Consider the following 19786-nt stretch of genomic DNA (forward strand, 5'->3'; position numbering starts at 1 on the left):
CGTTGATAATTATATTTAGCTTACATTCGATTCTAACTTTAATGTCCTAAATGCAAATGAACCAGATATAATTTGTAAAATTGTCGGAATAAGTAAAAAGAATAATGACATAAACAACATAACTATAGGAATCACAATCATACAAACTCCATAAACTTTATTATTAACCTTGTTTACTAAACACGATAAAATGAACAATCCCATTTGAACCGTTAAAATAATAGAGTAATAAGCTAAAAGTTCGTAATCAACACCTTCCATAATATTAAACGCTACAACTATTAATATTATGGAAATAATAATTCCCAAAATGCCACCAATTAAACCTAATACAAATTCAGGTGTTCTTTTCAATTCAATCCCCCTTTTTTGAAAAACTAACAACTTGTATATTTTTCCCATTCACCATCATACCAAATATTCATTGGAAAAACTATACAAATGTATTTTTTATTCTACTGCAATTTTCTTGTATCTATAGATAACTTGTAGCAGTTACAAAATTAAAACCTTCACAATTACTTACTGAATTGTCATATTGAAAATTATAAATTAAAACGATAGAATTATAGGATTTATTTAATTTAACTACTTCCTTAATTCGAGATAATATTTTATCATCATATGAACATCCCGTTAATAACATAGAAACATTATCACTTGCTTCTTCTAACACTTCCTTTTCAATAAAATCCTCATCTACATCAATCATATCTATATTAAAATCAACAAAAAAACTCGCTGGTATAGCATTTCCTTCTTCATCATATGTAACATTGATATATGCATCCAACTGATCTTGCGTTTTCATATTACCTAACCATATTGAAACTATTCCATGTACTTCCATTGTAGTTCTCCTTTATTTTTTATCTTGCAGAACCAATTTTATAACTTACCGACTACTTTAAAACACATAATTTTTATGAAAAACATTTCTTCTTTCCATTTAGTTAAATGGGGTTATTCGGAAATTCACTATCATACTTATTAATTAGCGCTTTATCATTTTCATTAATTGGTACTTCACCTAAGTATTTACGTTTCCAAATAATCATTTGATCACTAAAACTATATTCTGTTTCGAGCCAATTGGTATAATCGAAATGCATGTTAAATTCCCCACTATGTTCCAGAGACATTGTAAAAGAGTACCAAAGCTCTTGCTGATTATCTTTAAAAACATCTCTTAATTCCTTACTCAATTTATATAAAGAATCTTCTTTCCTTTCAAACTCCTCTTCATTAACTTCGTATTTAAAAGGAATTTCTACACTATACTTATAATTTTGTTTATTTCTGAAGTTGTTATAGAAAAAGTAAGTTCCCCCTCCAGCTTCTGATATTTGTGCATAAAAATAAAATTTCTCCCATTCTTCTGGAATCATGGCATGAACCGTTTCCGCTATCTCTCTATATAATCGATTCAATTTTATTTCCAATTGAATACCCCCTATTTGATTTTCATCATTCACTTTTTCTATATTATACCACCCTTTTAATTAGCTCTTTATTTCATCTAAAATTCAAACCAAGTTTCGATGCCTTTAGAAAGTAGACATACCTCTTAAATACAATTAGTATTAAAATAAGAAATATGAAAGACTTAAAAAGGCTCTTACATGAAGGAAGGAAGTGCACAGCTATGGATTTTAAAACAGTTATGCAAGAACTTGAGGCTCTAGGTAAGGAACGAACGAAAAAAATATACATATCTAACGGTGCGCATGAGCCAGTATTCGGAGTAGCTACAGGTGCTATGAAACCAATCGCTAAAAAAATAAAAGTAAACCAAGAATTAGCTGAAGAGCTTTATGCCACAGGTAACTACGATGCTATGTACTTTGCAGGTATTATTGCCGATCCAAAAGCTATGAGTGAGTCTGATTTTGATCGCTGGATAGACGGGGCATATTTTTATATGCTATCCGATTATGTGGTGGCAGTAACTTTATCAGAGTCAAATATCGCACAAGATGTTGCTGATAAATGGATTGCAAGTGGGGACGAGCTTAAAATGTCTGCAGGCTGGAGTTGCTACTGTTGGCTATTAGGAAATCGCAAAGACAATGAGTTTTCCGAAAGTAAAATTTCCGATATGCTTGAAATGGTGAAAGATACAATTCATCATTCTCCAGAACGAACAAAATCCGCTATGAATAATTTCCTAAACACCGTGGCAATTTCATATGTACCACTACACGAAAAAGCAGTCGAGATTGCAAAAGAAGTTGGTATAGTTGAAGTCAAACGTGATAATAAAAAAAGCAGTTTGCTAAATGCTACAGAGAGTATTCAGAAAGAACTTGATAGAGGAAGACTAGGTTTTAAGCGTAAGTATGTAAGGTGTTAAAAGTATGAAGGTGTCAATCTAGGAGAGATTGACACCTTTTTAGTGGACATTACTAGACTAACGGAGCTGCAAGTTAAAGGGAACCAATCATTCATCTCCCACTATACATCTCAAACTTCTTCTTTCAATTTATATACCCTATCTCTTTTCTCATCATCTTTGATAAAAATAAGTTTTCCTTCTGTAACAAAACCTTCTAATAGTAAACATACTTGTCCATATGCTTTAGGTTTATTCGTAGTGAATCTTTCATCGGGTATTTTACCAGATCGTATTAATCGTTCACATAGCTCAAGCGCACTTATTTCTTCAGAATCAATTAATTCTAAAATATCTTTTTCTAATGGTGATAAAGGGGCTGGTACCTTACATACCTCAGCTCCCTCCACCTTTTCTTTTTCTTCTTCAAATAAATCTTCAAATGAAATTTGATTCATTACATCTTTTCCTTTCTAACGATTGATTTGTATAACATGAACTGAATCCTATAGCGTATTTATTATTATGTATTACTTACCTTTTTTCATAAATCTCAAACTCATGTACATCGTTTCATATAGTATGTTTTGATTATACCAAATATACGTTCTGTCTTCTATTGTAGAATTTTTATAACAGAAATGAAAGTAATAGTGAACATTTTTCTTCTCTTTAGTTGTATAGAAAACTATGTAAAAAGTTTACATAATAAAATTATAGTTATTTGTTAAATTTCTACGCTAATACGCAAAAAAAACACTCGTTTCCTTTAATCGACAATCGAGTGCTTTAAGTTCATCTATTTTTAAGTACATAAATTTATAAATTTTGTAGTAACAGTATGACACCATTTATATGTCGTGACAACGACTATGTTAACACTTACGAGTTTGTATGAGTTCGTTAGTTTAATATACATTCCATATGTTTATATTCATCGCCAAATAAAATGCTATTTTACTTTATTTTCCATTCTATCATTGCACACAGTACTCCATGATGGTACAACCATGATGGAGTACATACTTTCAAAAACCTTTTATTTTTTCTATCTACTTCACATATACTTTATTTTTTATTCATATATACTTATGCGTATTTAAATTTAGCACCACGAACTTTATTATATCCGTCCATAAAATATAATTTAGTATAGTAAGGTTTATAAAATCACTATAACTAAGCTCATTTATTTACTGTAATGAGTTTTTAATGTTTATTTATATTTTAGGAATATCAATTATATTTCCTGGTGACTCATTAATAAGAATATCTGAAATACTTGGGTTCCTTTTTTTTAACTTGAATATTTGAATTTTTGTTAATTCAGGGCTAAATGATATATTTTGTGTTTTAAACTCCAAATTCATAATTTTATTTTGAAGTTTTAATATAAAAACCTTCCATTCTTGTAATGGAGAATTCGAAACTTCCTCCGGACTTTCTAATAGTCGATATCCGTCTGCATAATGAAACATTAGTAATCCCGTTCCTAAGTCACAATCTTTATTTTCAAGAATTGCATTTGGTATATCAAATCCACTATTCCAATTATAATTTGCTGCAAAACAATGAAGGATTATTGGATTATCTATATTCTTTATTCGGCTAATTGTATCCTCGTTATTTGTATTATAAAGTAATTCTTCAAGCAAACTAATATCTTTATTTTCCATTACACCTTACCACCTTACTGATATTTACTTATTTTGTATTTCCAATTGTTTTAGCTTTCTTTCCCAAAGTTCCACTGTTGCACCTTGGCTTGGGTACAATGGTAAACCATTCCCCTGTAATTTCCTTAAATTTTTTTGCAAATCATATACCTGTTTTTGTAAACTATCAATACTTTGGTTAATATCCATTTTATTTAATGCTCTTGCAACTACTTCATTGTAAACAGAATGATATCCTCTATGTCTAGCCATTGTACTTATATTATCATCTGGTACTCTTAGAAAAATACCGTTTGATGAGTCATCAAAGTTCATACCTATCTTTTTAATTACAAGATTATCTGCCATTTCAGAAGGAATAATATGCTGTGCTTGATATCCACTCCATTTAGTTGAACGTTTAAGCCCCATTTCTGTCATCATATTTTTTCCTAATTTAGTAGAATTCCCTCCTGTTACAATACCCGGAGTACCAGGAATAATCCTACTACCTTCACCCGCATCCTTAACCCCACCACTCTCCAAATTCGAGATCCTACTCTGAATACTCGCCTTTGAGGCATCATGGGCTTCTTGGAATTTCCCGCTATAGTTCGTTCCAGATCTAACGACACTTCCATCTCGCAGTATTTCTACACCTTTAAAGATTTGGGATACGGAGTCCGCACCTTTTGCTAATGTATTTTCAATTATATAATACTAATAATTTATGTTAGCCTGAATTCATAAAAAATATTTTCTAAAAATTTATAGCATGTCTATCTAATAAAAAAGCACTCGTTGCCTTTCGGAGACAATCAAGTGCTTTAAATTCATCTGTTTTAAGTAGCATTAAATTTGTAAATTTTGTAGTAACAGTAGTATGACACCTTTTATATGGTAACAAGTAATACATTAATACTTACGAGTTCATTATTATTGTGTCCTTTCCATGTCTTTTCAATAAAATATCATCTCGCCTAATTCTCACGCTTTTCTTTCTAATACAGTTGTAAAAATAAAAAATTCAATAGCCACTACGTTCTCCTAACGTTGCCATTGAATTCCTTTACTAAGCATGTACCTTTGTCAGCGTCCAAGTAACCAATAAAATAGGCACATTTCTCAATTTATTTTTCTATTATCAACCCTCCCAAATCCAAAACATTTTTATTATTTCGAATTCAGGAGGTGACAAGTTTAAATGCATTTGTAGTAACACATGGTGTTATTAAAATTGTACGTGGTCAAAAATAGCACATTCTAGATGGTTATGCAATCTTGATATTAACTTATAAGAAAATCTTGATCGGATTCAAGGGTGAAGGCATACAATCCTTAGGTCTATCTATAATATTTGATACACCTTTCTTGAAAAGGAATTCTATCATCAAGCAACACCTCTTCTTGCAGGATTTTTGTTATATTCTCTATTTTCCCAATGAATAATGCATAAAAGTCGCCCGAATTTGGATATAAAAACAGACCAAATCCCTTTGGTGACAGTATTTTGTTGGCCATCTTGATCTTATCGGGTAAAAATTCATAATTAAATGCTTCTAATCTCTCAAGTTCTTCTTGTGTTGCTAATTCAATTTGGTGGGCAAATTCGTAATCAAGAATAAAATTGACAATTTCTTGGTATTGCTCACCTTTATAGTCAACGTATAAAAACTGTTTCGTTGTCAATCCATATTTTAATAGGTCTTCATGTAAGTCATAACTTCCTTGTTCCTTCAAAAATGTTTCCAAATCCTTGCTATCAGGAAATATAATCTGCGCTATCCCTTGATCAGGCATCTTAGCTTCCTCCCTTTTATTGAAATAATTCTCCATGCTTGTTAGGAATATATTCCGGATAGTTTTCACGATAAAATTGATCGATCATCTGAAGTACGGGATCCCATTCAGGATATGACTCATGTTCCCCAAATACCATTCTAGCTTCTGGAGTATTCATCAGAAAATTATCGATTTGAGTAGGTACTGGCAACCCTAGTTGTTTCCTTACATGGATTAAAAATAATATTTCAAAAGGATAAAATCCGTATCTGAAATCACCAAATTCACCTAGCTGTCCGATTTCAGAAGCTAACGCAGAATGATACTGAGACATTATCGAAATTAGATATTCTATTTCTTCTAAGTCACGAGTCGACCAACGTCCTAACACTTCATCATATATATTTAGGTCTTCAGGGATTAAATCGCATCGCAGTTCAGCTTCTTTAAACTTATTTTTCACGACTAGATGCAATTTTTCATTTGTCCCCATGATGGTTTTATTTCTATACTGCAAGTATAGCTCTAGCAAAAACCAAATATGTCTATTCTCTTCATTAGCATCTATTAAATGTCCACCGAAGTGATGAACCATAAAATCATATAATATATTTTCTTCTTTCTCCCATCCATACATTGCAAAATGAACTAATGTGAGGACGACTTCTTTAAACGTATACCCCAAAATCATCTTTGGATATCTGATTTTATAAAGATCTTGTCCCATGCACTGGTAAAATAAGACTTTCTGCATGTTCTTTAATCCTTCTACATTGTTTCCACCGCTTATCAATACATCGTTTTTCCATAGTGACAAGTGATATGAGAAAATTTTGCTTAAATTTATTAGTAGGATATGATCTTTCTCTGTTTCATTTTGCTCAACAATTTTCTCAACCTTACTTCTACTGACATTATATTTATCTTTAACATCTTCAAATTTGATTCCATCCACAAAATTTTTGCTATATCTTTTAAAAGCCATTTCTAACTTTTTGGGGTTCATCATTGCATCCTCCCTATGAATTAATCTATTTTCTTATTCCAGTCCTTTACCTTTAACTCATCAACACCGAATCCAGTATCAGTAATCTTTATATCTGTTTCAACTCTAATAAAATCGAATTGTAGATCCGGACTCTCCTCCATCAGATTCTCTAAGTTATCTCTAAAATTAGCATACCTAGGATCATCGCTGTTAACCATGTCTTGAAAATAAGTATCTCCACCCTTTTTCTGTTTATCCGAGTAACTAAAACTAGCGGAATCTGATGCCTTTGATTCAATAATAGTTAACTTTGGCGGCGGCCCTTTCGATAGGAATGCTGCATCTATACCATTTCTCCCCACTTGGAACAGATCGGAAACATCTTTACCTAAATCACTGTCTCTAGCTACTATTTTTGTCACTTCTTCCCCAAAATCACCTTTATCATGAGAAAAATATTTAGAATTATCGATTTTTCTTTCATACTCCTTTGCAACCTTCAAGTCATAATGATCACTAATAACATCTTTCGTATCCAACTTGTTGGCCAATTTATTTTTTTCTCGCGTTAATCTTTTGACTTCTTTGTCATTTCCCTCTATTTTCAATCTATTTATTTCTTTATCTAACTCTTTAATTTCTTTTGAGATATTGTCTGAAATGTTACTGCCATAACCAACTTTACCCGTACCCTTAACCCCACCACTCTCCAAATTCGAGATCCTACTCTGAATACTCGCCTTTGAGGCATCATGGGCTTCTTGGAATTTCCCGCTATAGTTCGTTCCAGATCTAACGACACTTCCATCTCGCAGTATTTCTACACCTTTAACGAATGGAGTTACGGAGTCCACACCTTTTGCTACTAGACCTTTAATGAAATAGTCCGCATCATTAATCTTATCTACGGTTTTCCAGCCTTGTATTTTTAAATTTTTTAATAGATTATTTTCCTTAAGCGATTGTACCACATTTTTACCCAAATTTGGATTAAAACCAGGCATTCCTTCTTTGAATTTTAATAATTTCGCTAAATCAGCTAATTCACTCGTGCCTTTGAATGCTTTTACTCCTTTTCCTACTGCTCCAACAACTGGGATTGCATCTAATCCGCCAAAAATGATGTTTCCTACCCGCTCTTCTTGGCTCAATTTTCGGTGTGTTCCCCAGTCTTCTCCGTCGATACCGCTTTTTATTTGTACACCTCCGTATACTACTGCGGCAGCGGCCCCGAGTGGTGGACAAAGGATTGTTGTGATGATGATTCCTACGCCTATTCCTATGTCTCGCACCATTTCTAGTTTTTTCTGTTCATCTTCTATCGATTTGTATTCAAATCCTCGTGTGGATGGGACTACTTTCTTGTATTCTTCATAATTTAATTTTGCATCTGGATTTTGTTTTTTTAGTTCTTTGTATTCCCCTCTCAGTACGTTATCAAATGCAGGTGAATCTCTAAAAATATCTTCTACTGTTATTTTATCTTTCTTCTTCTGTATTGTTTGTGGTACACTTCCGTAGCCTGCATGCGCACCTGGTAATACTGTCGTTGTTGTAGAGCCAATTCGGTTATTTGTTTCAAAACTGAGAATAGATGTATCTCTCATTTTTTGAGCGAATTTATCCATTTCTACTAAAAAAGGTTTATCTATATGTTCAGAGACTAATCGCCCTGCTTCTCCGCAATATTTTTGTAATGTCGAATAGCTATCAAGTAATTCCCCGATTTTTTGCGATTGATCTTTAGGATTAAAATGTATACTACCATCCGAGTCTAAATCTCGTATTCTTCCATCAATTCTTTTTAATGATTCATTTGCTTCCCGTAATTTCATGAGTGCATCTTTTGTAATTCGATTCATACCATCCCCCATGTTTTGCCATGGTTCAGGTCTATATTTCACATCCATCTCGTTTTCATCCCCCCAGCCGTATGGTGATTTCTACAACTTACTTAATATTTCACGTAATTGTTCATCCTTTTCAAACATTTCTACACATGCGTCCCTTACAACTGTCGCCGACCTATAATAGTGTTCAGCCAATTCAAGTGTTTTGTGTAATATATCAGGATATTTTTCAATTACTCTCATCGCTTCACCTTTTTGATAAAAATCACAGCTTAATAAACTCTCAATATTCGTTCCAATGACGTCTACATGGATTTTATATATATTTTCTAATTTCATTACTATATCAAGTAGTTCTTGAAAATTAACTAATACTTCTTCTCCACCAGAACCACTATCTCCCATTGATACTTGCATTATTGAATACCTCCTAACGAGAATTGTCTCGGGTCAATTAACTTTTTATATGGCATTTTTAACACGTCATACAATTTCTTATTAACCGCATAGAGGCTCACCCAGTCATATCGATTACGATCTACATCTATTTGAACGAAATCTTCTCCTTCAGTGAAATATAAGAAACATTCCCATTTTCCTCCTCTATTACTTCGAGGCCTCGTATACGTTTCTATCGCTATAACGTCTTTATTTGATAAATCTTTTTCCTCAAATGTTTGTTGTTCTGCCTCTGTCATTCTCTTTGAGAAAAATGTATCTTCTATTTCCCTCGGTTCTCTCAATAAGAAGGGTATGCGTGTTAATAAGGAAAAATATACGTCTGGCTTTGGTATGTAGTCGATTTCGTATTTTTTATTTGGCTCTATTTCTGTTAATACAGCCACTCGGTCTTTATCCTCTTTCAAAAAACCAATTAACAAATTATTAATTCTCGTGTATTCGTGACAATTCTCATATTCCTTTAATAGTTCAATCATTTGAAAGGCTGCAGGGGTAATTCCATTTTCACTTGTAAGTAAGCCTTTTTCTTTTAAGCTCGTTGTTGCTTTCGTGACACATTCTTCATCAAGTAAAATAATTACGTCACGATTTGGCAATCCAAATATATCCGTAACTCCAGCTGCACCTGCGAGAACATATAATTCAGCAGGTGCAAAACTCATTTCTTTCCCCATTCTTTTATCCCTCGTTTCTCCATCACAATTGTTTTATCGCCCTTACTTTCGGTATATCGCCGTACGTTTGAATACTTTTATCTAACTCTTTCAAAGCTTTCGTATGCCCTTCAAATGCCTCTACCATTTCTGAATTATATTGAATGATCAAATCAAGATAACTTAAAAAAGCATCTCGCGTTTTTCCATTCCATTTCGCACCTGTGACATATGCTTTTAAGTCTTTCGCTTGGTTTAAAGAATCCTTCATACCATTTTCAATGTTTTGTGCGTAAGAAATGGCACTTGCAGTGTTACTTCCTATAATTTCAACCTCTTTACCACTCATGTTGGTTCCCTCCATTCTTTGTATGCTTAATGGATAAAGTTTTCAAATTCCTTTTTCTTTTCTTCAAAAGCCTTGGTCGCTGCGGCGTATGCTGACGCTTTCTCCGATTCTGCTTTCGCTTTATATTCCAAATACTTTGCATAAGCTGTACTTTTTGCAGATCCAATATCGCTTAATGCACTTTTAAAATAGGATAATACTGTATTTAAGTCTTCATCCTTTTCATGACGTTTTTGTTCAAATTCAACTGCCGGAATTTTATTAGCTTCTAAGCCATTACTTTTACTCTCATAATCTCTCTTCGCTGATTCAGCCTCTTGAATGAATTGCTTTAACTCTCTTTCTTTATCTTTTAAATAATCATGTAAATCATCATACCGATCTCGTTTCCTCGCACTTTCTGTAAAACCAGACGCATTTAAAAAAGCATTGTACAATTCATCTAACATCTTTCTCCCCCTTTAGCACAATAACTATGTAGTTAAATTCGTATATTTAAACATGAATATTCATTACATTAAGAATTAACAAATAATTATTTTTACATATTGCTATTTTATCAAAGGGATTTTAACATTTCCATATTTTATGAATGGCTTTCGCATTTTTCTTCAATAAAGTGAAACTTTAATCAATATGACTATGTATTTATGTGCAGAAATAATAAAAAAACACTGCCAGGCGCAGTGTTTTTTATTACTACCTTTTATCCAATTCATTCATATTAAATCCTCGCTTGAGAGTAAGACCCATTCTTTCTTATTTCATCAACAACTATTTCTGGATAATCCCAATGAAGCGTACGAGTAGACTCCCGGATTCGTTTTACTATTCCTTGGGCTGTTTTATTTTTATATTCATTCCAATATTTTGGCTCATTCGCTCTTAAAAGAACGATAGAAAAAGGATCTGATATGAATATCAGATCCTTAACTTTAATTTCTTAATACATACATCTTTTTACACGAGAACTGGTTCATACGTGCTCAAATTATCATACTCAGTTTTTACAATACTAGGCGGAAGGTTAACACATCCTCAGATTCACCTTTTCCTGTAGCAGTGCATAATGTTTAATAAAATTAAAGCATATTTTTACTTACCAGACTTAATTTTTTCGTTATATTCTTCTAAAGTTAACCCTTTTTCTTTTAGATAAATAGCAACTTCTTTTCCTACATAACGATAGTGCCATGGCTCATACTTAATGCCAGTAATATTCTCTTTATCTTTTGGATAGCGGAGAGTAAACCCATATTCTGCAGCATTCTTATCTAACCATTTGAATGCATCGGTAGTTTCAAATTTTGCATTTAAATCTTCTACAGTATTTTGCCATTCAACTGAAATAATGTCTAACGCTAATCCAGTATGATGTTCACTTGCACCAGGATACTGAAGATATTCCAATGCCTTAGCACTAGCCTCTTTATCCGACAAGCCTTGAGATTTATAGCTTTTAACTGAAGCATCATAATACGTTTGTTGTAATTTTATAGCTCGATAACCTGATCTTAAATAAAGATTGATTCCCTCTTTTTTTGCAGCTGCTACCATATCCTGATAGGAAGTTGCAATTCTACTATCTATTTTCATATTTGGCTTCGCATTTTGGGTGATACTTGTTAATTCAATTCCTAGTTCCTTTGATAACATATGCTCTCTATTTACAAGGATAATTCTCCAATCATTAACATCAGAGATAGGTAAAACATCTTTTTTCTTCGCATGTATTTCATTTTTATTTTTATCGTTATTATTAGTAGTTTCCTGAGATGTTTGCTTTCCACTACAAGCAGCCAGACTCCATCCCATTGCCAATACCAATGCTAAAATTATAAATTTTTTAATTGTATCTCATTCCCTTTTTGTTTATTAGTCTTTATACCAATTTCCCAACACGTCTCTAGGAATCTCCTTGAAATCCTTCAAAGAAACCGGTCCGACAAATTTTTTAATTCCATGTTTTTTAGAATTTTCATCCGAATAATCTTTTAAAAATTGAATTTTAAATTGTTTCTTACCATCGGCATAGTCGGTTACTGTCGGTACGATTGCCGCTTGTCGTATACCAAAAGTTTTATCTTCATACTTAACAAATTGTACATAAGATAATCCTCCAACCAATGTTTCTAGTTTTTCTTGCGCAGAAATAAGATTTCCAAGAGAATAATAGATTAGCGTTTCATGTCCATCTTTATTTTGTTTCCACTCAATTGGTTGAATTACATGTGGATGATTTCCAATTACTACATCTACACCTAAATCTGTTAAATATTGAGCAACTTCTTTTTGTTGCTTTGAAGGTGTTGAGGTATATTCTACTCCCCAATGCACCATAACAATTACCATATCAGAGCTACTCTTCGCCTTTTCCACATCATTTTGTATCGCTTTTTTATCAATTAAATTTAAAGCCCAAGACTTATCAGCTGGAATTTTAATTCCATTCGTACCATATGTATAATTGAGTAACGCAAAACGAATACCATTTTTTGTAATCGTTTTTATTTCATTACGCTCGTTTTTACTCTCATTAATACCTACCGGGATAACATCCGGATATTTCTTCCAGTATTCTCTTGTATTCGCAACACCTTTAATCCCCATATCCATAGCGTGATTTGTCGCTTGCGTCACTATATTGAATCCAGTGTCCACTAAAGATTGGCCTACTTCTTCAGGTGTATTGAAAGTCGGATATCCCTGTACTTTTAAATTATTTCCGGCAATCGGAGTCTCCTGGTTCACTATAGCAAGATCACTTGATTTAACAGCTTTTTTGATATTTTCATAAATATAATTATAATCATATGAACCGTCTTTTTGTTTGCCATCTTTAATTACTGCGTCATGATATAAATTATCACCCGTTGCTATTAAATTCACAACCGATTGTACTTTTTTATCTTCCGTAAAATTAGGAGACTGTTGGATAGGACTTTTATCTACCCAATTTGGTGCTTTTAATGATGTATCTATATTGGATTCAGCCGGTGGTAATGAAGCTTTAGATGTCTTAACATCAGTATTACCACAAGCGGTTAAAAGCACTAAAAAAATAAGACATACTAAAAAAAACTTTTTACTTCTCTGTAAAGTATCTAACATGTGATCCTCTTTTCTGTTTTATTCCTTATAACTAGTTCTAACAAATCATTCTTTACAACAACGTATTTTGGTTTTACCCTTAATTATGGAAGGACACTCTGTTACACCTGCTTCGGAATATACTAATAATTATTTTCCGCTTTCTAGCAATCTATCGATTCCATCAGAAGTGATAGATTACTAGAAAAAGATGATCCATCAGGATGTCGACTAGTTTGATATACCTGTTCCAATTGCAGTAACTCGTTTAATATTTAAACAAGATAGGAGAATCGTTCATATAGCCTCTTCTCTCGCTTTATGTTTAAGGTGCCTCCCAAAAAAGGGATCGTTGCTGTACCCCTTTACATAGTGCGAAATTTTTGCAACTAATTTCTTTCATTCAAGCGACAAACATTATACCGATAACAATAAGTAAGACCCAAGAACTTATTTTACCAATATACGAAAAAAGTAGCAATCTTTTGCCCCATATAAAGAAGGCAATTAGGAGAAATGAACGAGAGATTCATTCTATTCAATTCCTTCATTGATTAATAAAAAAACAAGCCACCCAACTATTGGATGGCTCTATACTATAAAGAGAATTTGTTATTGGATTACTTCAATTTCCCTTCAAAAACAATCTTCCTACCGCACGGCTCAACTACTGTTTTGCCGTCTTTCTTTACTTCATGAAAGATTGGCTCTTCCATACGACGAGACGGAGCGTAGCCTTCTTGTTCCATACGTGCTAAGCAGTCTGTAATTGTTTCATTTTCAAGTACTTCAAATTTCTTTTTATTAGGTTGTTTTGTCATGCCCTAACCTACTTTCTATTTTTCTTGATGCGAATTGATTTTTCATGTAGACCATATATAACATTGCGAGAATTCCCATTATAATCATAACCGCAATAAAAAAGCTTGTATACTGTATTTTTTCTATAAATACGCCGCCTAATACAGGTCCCATAATACTTCCTAAACTAAAAGCGATTCCGGATAATATATTACCTGCTGGTAGTAAGTGTCTCGGTAATAAATCAGTCATAAATCCAAGCCCTAAAGAGAAGCACGATCCAATAACCATACCCGCTAAAAGCATGCAGGCAAAGACGATCCAGTAATATTGATCAAATACGGCGGCAAGTAGAAAAATGCCCGTACTTATGCTAAACGTCCACGTTAAAATACGGTCCCTTCCGTATTTATCACTCAATATACCGAGCGGAATTTGTGTAATAATACCCCCAACTGCAAATGCTGGTAATAAGAAGGATACATCTGAAACAGACCACCCTTTACGAAGTGCGTACACTGGTAAGTTACTGTTTAGCATTGCTTCAAGTACGCCATATGCAAGTGGTCCTAGCAGTGCAATCCATCCTAATCCAACAACTTGTTTATAACGAGAAAATGATGATTCACTCTTCACTTCTCTTTCATCTTGCGCTGGGAATGCATTTTTTGTTGGAAGTAGTAAAAGCCAACCTATTAAACAAAGTATAGTAGATATAATAAATGGCGTTGCAAGACCGTACTGCACAGTGCTTGCTAAATACGGACCAACGGCAAAACCAATTCCGAAGAATACACCGTATATCGATACTTGTCTCCCTATTTTACTTGGGTCTGATGTTGTCGTGATCCATGTTTGTGTTCCGACATGAAGCATATGATCTCCAACTCCAACTAGAAATCTAAGGATAAACCATACCCAAAATGAAAATGTTTGTGTAAAAAAGAATAATGAAATAATAACGAGAAACCCACCTATAACAATAATCGGCTTCATTCCAAACCTTTGCATCGGTTTTTCAAGAAACGGCGAAATAACTAATATCCCAATGTACAATGCCGTCGCATGAATACCATTAATACTTGAACTAACCCCTTCTTGTTCAAAAATCATTGCAATGGCCGGTAAGAGCATTCCTTGTGACAAACCCGAGATTGCTACAATCCCAACCATAATCCAAAAAGTAAAACGCATTGACATCCTCTGTCCCTCTCCTTCTCATGCTTCCACTTTTCATTATAAACTGTTTCTTCAAATGCGTGTACGAATATTCGCAATAAAAAACAAGCTAAAAGAATGAACCTTTTAGCTTGTTATCTTATCCTTCCCAAACTTGCGCTTTCACATTGTAATGAAAGTGTTTAAAATATGGATTTTCATAAAATGAAGGTCCATATAAGTAATGTTGCATATGAGCTGTTAGTGGCTGCTGCATTTGTAAAGGAACTGCAGCTGGTGAAACTTGCATATACATCGGATCTATCATTATTTTTGTATAGATATGATGATTATATGGCGAATAAGCGATTAAGGATGGTTTATGCATTGATAATCTCCCCTTATACATACAAATGTTATAGTATATGCAACACTTCTCATTTCGGGGATTATTTCTGTTCTAACCAATCCTCTACATGTTTTATAAATACATCTAAACAATCAATAAACGGCGAGTGTCCGCAATCTTCTAATACCTTCAACTCTGCATTTGGCAAATGTTTCGCTAATTCCTCACCGACTACTTGCGGTACGACATAATCTCTATCACCTTGTATGACGAGTGTTGGCGCTTTAATACGATGAATTTGTTTACTTCCCTCTACAACCCCATTATGTTCATCTGAAATATTAAATGTAATGAGCGCATAATTCACATCTACGAAATTACGTTGCGTTAACATATCATCTAAATACTTTTCATAACGATCCGGTTCAGGTTGATTATGTGTATATATTAATAGATTCCATACTGTACGGTAATATAGTTTGTTCATATTTTTTATCGCATCTAATACTGGAGCGATTTGTACTGGATCTTGCGCAATTTCTTCTTTCGTCTTTACTAAACTTGATACAATCGGCTGCCCATTCGTATCTTTTTTAAAGATTGGGTATCCTTTCATTCCTACTGATTCTACTAAAATTAACTTTTCTACAAAAGTTGGGTGATTCGCTGTAAATTGCATCGCAACGCCACCACCCATTGACCAGCCCATTAATGAAAATTTCTCTAGCTTTAACTCGTCAATAAATAATTTTACATCGTCTGCAAAGTCTTGTAATGAATCTATCGACTGATTATACGTTGAATGTCCAAACCCTCTTAAATCAAGAGCGTAAATATGGTATTGATCTTGCAACTTTTCAATAACTAAATCCCAATGTTGTGACGATGTCATGTTCCCGTGAATGAGTACAAGAATATCTGTATTTCGCCTTCCAACTTCCTGATATGCAATCGTTTCTCCGTTCGATAGTGAAACAAACTCCATTGTTGCAGGCTTAATCATCACAAGTTCCCCCATTCTATTTAATAGAAAGAAAATTCTTTACTTAATTAAAGAATAGCACGTAGAATATACGTTCGCAACATAAAACCTATAAGAATTTTTTACATAAATCAACATGTCTATTACTAGACAATTATTATAAAAAAGTATATAGTTAGCTAGGTAACTAATTTGAAAGGATTAAAATACATGGACGAAAAACAACATTTTTTTCACATCGTCAGCCAGACTTCTCGAAAGTTTACGAAGAAATTTAATGAACGTGTATCTCCAACAGGGTTATTTAGTGCGCAATGGGCTGTTATTTTCCGCATTAATCAAACTGGTTCTTGTACGCAAACAGAATTGTGCCAGTATTTAAATGTTGAATCACCAACGATGACTCGTACGTTAACACGTATGGAAACGATGGGATGGATTATTCGTACAGAAGGTAAAGATCGCCGCGAGAAGCTCATTTCTTTATCCGAAACAGCGATAAAGATGATTCCAGTATGGCAAGAAGAAGTTGATACTTTCGAAGAAAAAACGCTAGAAGGTATTAATGAAGATGATTTACATCAAGCATTTCAAGTGTTACAACAAATTATTAAAAATTTAGATTAAATTGGAGGGATGACGATGCAAAGTGAGAAACTTTGGACGAAGGATTTCCTCGGAACTTGTTTTAGTAGTCTATTTCTTTTCTTAACATTTTACATGCTTATGACTACTCTGCCTGTCTATGTCATAGACGGCCTAAAAGGAAAACCTGAGGAAATTGGTTTAGTTGCAACTGTGTTTCTTATTTCTTCTGTTTTATGTAGACCATTCACAGGAAAATGGCTCGATGATTTAGGAAGAAAGAAAATATTATTTATTTCACTTTCATTATTTTTAGCCGCTACTGTTATGTATTTCGGTGCGCAAAGTTTATTCTTATTACTTGCCCTTCGCTTCTTGCACGGTATTGGGTTCGGGATGGCAACGACAGCTACTGGTACGATTGTAACTGATGTTGCGCCAGCTCATCGACGAGGCGAAGCGCTTGCATATTTCGGCGTATTTATGAGTCTGCCGATGGTAATTGGTCCTTTTTTAGGTTTAACAATTATTTCTCATTTTTCGTTTACTGTATTATTTATCGTTTGTTCCGTATTTTCATTACTTGCATTTTTATTAGGACTACTTGTAGATATTCCGCACGAAGCACCTGTTAGCAAACAAAAACGTGAAAAAATGAAATGGAAAGACTTAATCGAACCATCTTCTATTCCGATTGCACTTACAGGATTTGTTTTAGCCTTTTCTTATAGTGGTATTTTATCCTTTATTCCTATTTATGCGAAAGAACTCGGTTTAAGTGAAATTGCAAGTTACTTCTTTATTTTATACGCACTTGTTGTTGTCATTTCTCGTCCATTTACAGGAAAGATTTTTGATCGCTTCGGTGAAAATGTACTCGTTTACCCTGCTATCATTATTTTCACAATCGGAATGTTCATATTAAGCCAAGCACAAACTTCATTTTGGTTCCTTGGCGCAGGTATGCTAATCGGTTTAGGTTACGGGACATTAATTCCGAGTTTCCAAACGATTGCGATTTCTGCCGCTCCAAACCATAGACGTGGTTCTGCGACAGCTACGTATTTCTCATTCTTTGATAGTGGTATTGGTTTTGGTTCTTTCATTTTAGGTATTGTCGCAGCGAAATCCAGTTATCATAATATGTATTTTATCGCAGCTATTATCGTTGCGTTCACTTTACTTTTATATTATGGATTACACGGACGAAAACAAAAATTCAAGAAACAACCTACAGACGGAAAAATTTCCGCTTAACGTTAATAAGGAAAGTAAACTTCCCCGTTTACTTTCCTTATTTTGTATTTCTTTCAAGACGAGCGTATACTTATAGTAGAAATAAAAAGGAGGGCCATATATGAAACTAAAAAAATCTCCCCTACTCTTACTTATACTAACATTCATATTTGTAATTACAGGGCTTGGGTTTACTTACTTCAAACAAAATAAAACGACCCCATCAAAACATAATGTGACAAAAGAAAACTGGTTAAATGACCCTTACTTACGTTGGTCGTACACACACATGAAAGAATTCACTTTAGTTAATGACGTAAAAAACAATCCTGACCAAATTGCTCACTTCCCTTCCGCATTGCAAAACTTAGACGATTTTGCTGTGGAGCGTAGATTCGGAAATACAACTCCTCTAAAAAAACTTTTAGATGATAACAAAACAGATGCTTTTGTCGTTGTACATAATGGACAACTTGTTTACGAACGATATTTCAATGGGTATAAACAGAATGAACCTCATGGTATGGCATCATTAGCAAAAGTCTTTACCGGGGCAATTATACAATCTCTCGCTGAAGAGAATCGTATCGATTTAGAGAAAACAGCTGACACTTACATAAAAGAATTAAAAAACACACCGTTCGGTAATGCCACACTTCAGCAATTAATGGACATGCAAGTTTCAGCTGAATATCCTACTCATGGATATGAGCAACCTGGGCTAGAAAATCAAGATGCACAATTATATTTAGCTAGCAATATTTTACCCCGCGGCAAAAATTACGACGGTCCGATGAAAATTTATGATATGTTACGGGAAGCCGAAGAAACTGCACCGCCTGGTTCTTCCTTTTCTTACAATAACGGATCAACAGAAACGCTCGCTTGGATTATTAGAACTATTACTGGTAAATCACTAGCTGAAAATGTAAGCGAACGAATTTGGTCTCAAATTGGTATGGAAGAAAACGCGTATTACGTTACAGATGAAACAAAAGTAGAACAAGCTAGTGCTGGATTAAATGCAACTGCTAGAGATATGGCGAGATTCGGGCAATTACTATTAAACAATGGGGAATATAACGGAAAACACATTCTCCCTTCTTCTATTACAGAAAGTGTAAAAAATGTCCAAGAAGGTGAACTTGCAATTGGCCCTGGAGCTTCCATTTCTTATCATAATCAATGGTGGATTCCGCACAATGAACAAGGTGCTTTTGAAGTGTTAGGTAGTTACGGACAAACACTTTACATCGATCCGAAAGCAAATATGGTAATCGTTCATTTCTCTTCTAACGCAACGCCAAGTAATGAAATACATTCGACTTACTCAAATATGTATATTGATATTGCACATCATTTAGAAAAGCTTCCACAGTAGTGGAAGCTTTTTCATTACAGTACATTATTTACACTACTATACCAATTATCTTTTCGTTATTAGAAAAGATTGAAAAAACAATTACCTAAAATACACCTATCGAAAATTTTATACGCAGGTTACAATTTTAATT

At 33.7% G+C, this 19786-nt stretch carries 23 protein-coding genes; 4 read left to right on the plus strand and 19 right to left on the minus strand.

Annotated features, from left to right (window positions below; genetic code table 11):
• Nucleotides 1-15: 15 nt before the first annotated feature.
• The 3 genes from V7S45_RS15955 to V7S45_RS15965 form a co-directional block, all read right to left on the minus strand.
• Entirely contained in the window at nt 16-354 is a 339-nt protein-coding gene (locus tag V7S45_RS15955) for a DUF4064 domain-containing protein (protein WP_000831727.1), read from the minus strand.
• A gap of 121 nt (nt 355-475) precedes the next feature.
• Nucleotides 476-850, minus strand: a complete 375-nt coding sequence (locus V7S45_RS15960) for an immunity 22 family protein (RefSeq protein ID WP_000451787.1) — start codon at nt 848-850, stop codon at nt 476-478.
• A gap of 103 nt (nt 851-953) precedes the next feature.
• Nucleotides 954-1442 carry an antitoxin YezG family protein gene (locus V7S45_RS15965; protein WP_000403545.1) on the minus strand — a complete coding sequence of 163 codons (489 nt, stop codon included), beginning with the start codon at nt 1440-1442 and terminating at the stop codon, nt 954-956.
• A 203-nt stretch (nt 1443-1645) separates the two neighbouring features.
• Here V7S45_RS15965 and V7S45_RS15970 point away from each other — a divergent pair, with 203 nt between their 5' ends.
• Nucleotides 1646-2353, plus strand: coding sequence for a DNA alkylation repair protein (locus tag V7S45_RS15970; RefSeq protein ID WP_000346326.1), 708 nt, complete (start codon nt 1646-1648; stop codon nt 2351-2353).
• Between the two features lie 110 nt (nt 2354-2463).
• On the opposite strand, the gene V7S45_RS15975 is transcribed toward V7S45_RS15970, so the two are convergent.
• The 16 genes from V7S45_RS15975 to V7S45_RS16050 form a co-directional block, all read right to left on the minus strand.
• Nucleotides 2464-2790, minus strand: a complete 327-nt coding sequence (locus V7S45_RS15975; RefSeq protein ID WP_001071900.1) for a DUF3895 domain-containing protein — start codon at nt 2788-2790, stop codon at nt 2464-2466.
• 762 nt (nt 2791-3552) lie between these two features.
• Complete coding sequence (locus V7S45_RS15980; RefSeq protein ID WP_000428105.1) at nt 3553-4008, minus strand: DUF4274 domain-containing protein; 456 nt, start codon at nt 4006-4008, stop codon at nt 3553-3555.
• Nucleotides 4009-4032: 24 nt separating this feature from the next.
• Nucleotides 4033-4701 (minus strand): AHH domain-containing protein, encoded by a 669-nt coding sequence (locus V7S45_RS15985; RefSeq protein WP_088345391.1) that lies wholly within the window; start codon nt 4699-4701, stop codon nt 4033-4035.
• 630 nt (nt 4702-5331) lie between these two features.
• A complete protein-coding gene (locus tag V7S45_RS15990; protein ID WP_001113308.1) occupies nt 5332-5787 on the minus strand; it encodes a hypothetical protein in 456 nt (151 codons plus the stop codon).
• A gap of 16 nt (nt 5788-5803) precedes the next feature.
• Nucleotides 5804-6778, minus strand: a complete 975-nt coding sequence (locus V7S45_RS15995) for a hypothetical protein (RefSeq protein WP_025689851.1) — start codon at nt 6776-6778, stop codon at nt 5804-5806.
• 17 nt (nt 6779-6795) lie between these two features.
• Nucleotides 6796-8667 (minus strand): hypothetical protein, encoded by a 1872-nt coding sequence (locus V7S45_RS16000; protein ID WP_000382742.1) that lies wholly within the window; start codon nt 8665-8667, stop codon nt 6796-6798.
• Nucleotides 8668-8700: 33 nt separating this feature from the next.
• Nucleotides 8701-9024, minus strand: a complete 324-nt coding sequence (locus tag V7S45_RS16005) for a hypothetical protein (RefSeq protein WP_001198198.1) — start codon at nt 9022-9024, stop codon at nt 8701-8703.
• Nucleotides 9024-9743, minus strand: a complete 720-nt coding sequence (locus tag V7S45_RS16010; RefSeq protein WP_000514130.1) for a DUF5081 family protein — start codon at nt 9741-9743, stop codon at nt 9024-9026. The genes V7S45_RS16005 and V7S45_RS16010 overlap by 1 nt, the downstream gene beginning before the upstream one ends.
• A gap of 22 nt (nt 9744-9765) precedes the next feature.
• A complete protein-coding gene (locus tag V7S45_RS16015; protein WP_000014534.1) occupies nt 9766-10071 on the minus strand; it encodes a WXG100 family type VII secretion target in 306 nt (101 codons plus the stop codon).
• A 26-nt stretch (nt 10072-10097) separates the two neighbouring features.
• Complete coding sequence (locus tag V7S45_RS16020) at nt 10098-10520, minus strand: hypothetical protein (protein ID WP_000883457.1); 423 nt, start codon at nt 10518-10520, stop codon at nt 10098-10100.
• A 646-nt stretch (nt 10521-11166) separates the two neighbouring features.
• On the minus strand, nt 11167-11898 hold the full coding sequence (locus V7S45_RS16025; RefSeq protein ID WP_000241994.1) for a M15 family metallopeptidase: 732 nt from the start codon (nt 11896-11898) through the stop codon (nt 11167-11169).
• 48 nt (nt 11899-11946) lie between these two features.
• A complete protein-coding gene (locus V7S45_RS16030) occupies nt 11947-13182 on the minus strand; it encodes a CapA family protein (protein ID WP_000887599.1) in 1236 nt (411 codons plus the stop codon).
• Nucleotides 13183-13781: 599 nt separating this feature from the next.
• Complete coding sequence (locus tag V7S45_RS16035) at nt 13782-13982, minus strand: NETI motif-containing protein (RefSeq protein ID WP_000166303.1); 201 nt, start codon at nt 13980-13982, stop codon at nt 13782-13784.
• Nucleotides 13966-15162, minus strand: a complete 1197-nt coding sequence (locus V7S45_RS16040; protein ID WP_000062798.1) for an MFS transporter — start codon at nt 15160-15162, stop codon at nt 13966-13968. Before V7S45_RS16040 ends, V7S45_RS16035 begins: the two co-directional genes overlap by 17 nt.
• A gap of 118 nt (nt 15163-15280) precedes the next feature.
• Nucleotides 15281-15508, minus strand: a complete 228-nt coding sequence (locus V7S45_RS16045) for a hypothetical protein (RefSeq protein ID WP_025686836.1) — start codon at nt 15506-15508, stop codon at nt 15281-15283.
• Nucleotides 15509-15569: 61 nt separating this feature from the next.
• Nucleotides 15570-16472: an alpha/beta hydrolase gene (locus V7S45_RS16050; RefSeq protein ID WP_025686835.1), complete on the minus strand. Its 903-nt coding sequence runs from the start codon at nt 16470-16472 to the stop codon at nt 15570-15572.
• Nucleotides 16473-16661: 189 nt separating this feature from the next.
• Here V7S45_RS16050 and V7S45_RS16055 point away from each other — a divergent pair, with 189 nt between their 5' ends.
• From V7S45_RS16055 to V7S45_RS16065, 3 genes are all read left to right on the plus strand, one after another.
• A complete protein-coding gene (locus V7S45_RS16055) occupies nt 16662-17078 on the plus strand; it encodes a MarR family transcriptional regulator (RefSeq protein WP_000343680.1) in 417 nt (138 codons plus the stop codon).
• Between the two features lie 15 nt (nt 17079-17093).
• Nucleotides 17094-18293, plus strand: a complete 1200-nt coding sequence (locus tag V7S45_RS16060) for an MFS transporter (protein ID WP_001190318.1) — start codon at nt 17094-17096, stop codon at nt 18291-18293.
• Between the two features lie 100 nt (nt 18294-18393).
• Nucleotides 18394-19653, plus strand: a complete 1260-nt coding sequence (locus V7S45_RS16065; protein WP_000768744.1) for a serine hydrolase — start codon at nt 18394-18396, stop codon at nt 19651-19653.
• Nucleotides 19654-19786: the final 133 nt, after the last annotated feature.

The organism is Bacillus sp. BR3(2024), assembly GCF_039134555.1.
Taxonomy (GTDB): Bacteria; Bacillota; Bacilli; order Bacillales; family Bacillaceae_G; genus Bacillus_A; species Bacillus_A cereus.

Excerpts from the sequence above, each read along its gene's own strand:
- V7S45_RS15960 (WP_000451787.1), bottom strand. The coding sequence starts at position 850 with ATGGAAGTACATGGAATAGTTTCAATATGGTTAGGTAATATGAAAACG.
- V7S45_RS15970 (WP_000346326.1), top strand. The coding sequence starts at position 1,646 with ATGGATTTTAAAACAGTTATGCAAGAACTTGAGGCTCTAGGTAAGGAA.
- V7S45_RS15975 (WP_001071900.1), bottom strand. The coding sequence starts at position 2,790 with ATGAATCAAATTTCATTTGAAGATTTATTTGAAGAAGAAAAAGAAAAG.
- V7S45_RS15980 (WP_000428105.1), bottom strand. The coding sequence starts at position 4,008 with ATGGAAAATAAAGATATTAGTTTGCTTGAAGAATTACTTTATAATACA.
- V7S45_RS15990 (WP_001113308.1), bottom strand. The coding sequence starts at position 5,787 with ATGCCTGATCAAGGGATAGCGCAGATTATATTTCCTGATAGCAAGGAT.
- V7S45_RS15995 (WP_025689851.1), bottom strand. The coding sequence starts at position 6,778 with ATGATGAACCCCAAAAAGTTAGAAATGGCTTTTAAAAGATATAGCAAA.
- V7S45_RS16000 (WP_000382742.1), bottom strand. The coding sequence starts at position 8,667 with ATGGATGTGAAATATAGACCTGAACCATGGCAAAACATGGGGGATGGT.
- V7S45_RS16005 (WP_001198198.1), bottom strand. The coding sequence starts at position 9,024 with ATGCAAGTATCAATGGGAGATAGTGGTTCTGGTGGAGAAGAAGTATTA.
- V7S45_RS16010 (WP_000514130.1), bottom strand. The coding sequence starts at position 9,743 with ATGGGGAAAGAAATGAGTTTTGCACCTGCTGAATTATATGTTCTCGCA.
- V7S45_RS16015 (WP_000014534.1), bottom strand. The coding sequence starts at position 10,071 with ATGAGTGGTAAAGAGGTTGAAATTATAGGAAGTAACACTGCAAGTGCC.
- V7S45_RS16020 (WP_000883457.1), bottom strand. The coding sequence starts at position 10,520 with ATGTTAGATGAATTGTACAATGCTTTTTTAAATGCGTCTGGTTTTACA.
- V7S45_RS16030 (WP_000887599.1), bottom strand. The coding sequence starts at position 13,182 with ATGTTAGATACTTTACAGAGAAGTAAAAAGTTTTTTTTAGTATGTCTT.
- V7S45_RS16035 (WP_000166303.1), bottom strand. The coding sequence starts at position 13,982 with ATGACAAAACAACCTAATAAAAAGAAATTTGAAGTACTTGAAAATGAA.
- V7S45_RS16040 (WP_000062798.1), bottom strand. The coding sequence starts at position 15,162 with ATGTCAATGCGTTTTACTTTTTGGATTATGGTTGGGATTGTAGCAATC.
- V7S45_RS16045 (WP_025686836.1), bottom strand. The coding sequence starts at position 15,508 with ATGCATAAACCATCCTTAATCGCTTATTCGCCATATAATCATCATATC.
- V7S45_RS16050 (WP_025686835.1), bottom strand. The coding sequence starts at position 16,472 with ATGATTAAGCCTGCAACAATGGAGTTTGTTTCACTATCGAACGGAGAA.
- V7S45_RS16055 (WP_000343680.1), top strand. The coding sequence starts at position 16,662 with ATGGACGAAAAACAACATTTTTTTCACATCGTCAGCCAGACTTCTCGA.
- V7S45_RS16060 (WP_001190318.1), top strand. The coding sequence starts at position 17,094 with ATGCAAAGTGAGAAACTTTGGACGAAGGATTTCCTCGGAACTTGTTTT.
- V7S45_RS16065 (WP_000768744.1), top strand. The coding sequence starts at position 18,394 with ATGAAACTAAAAAAATCTCCCCTACTCTTACTTATACTAACATTCATA.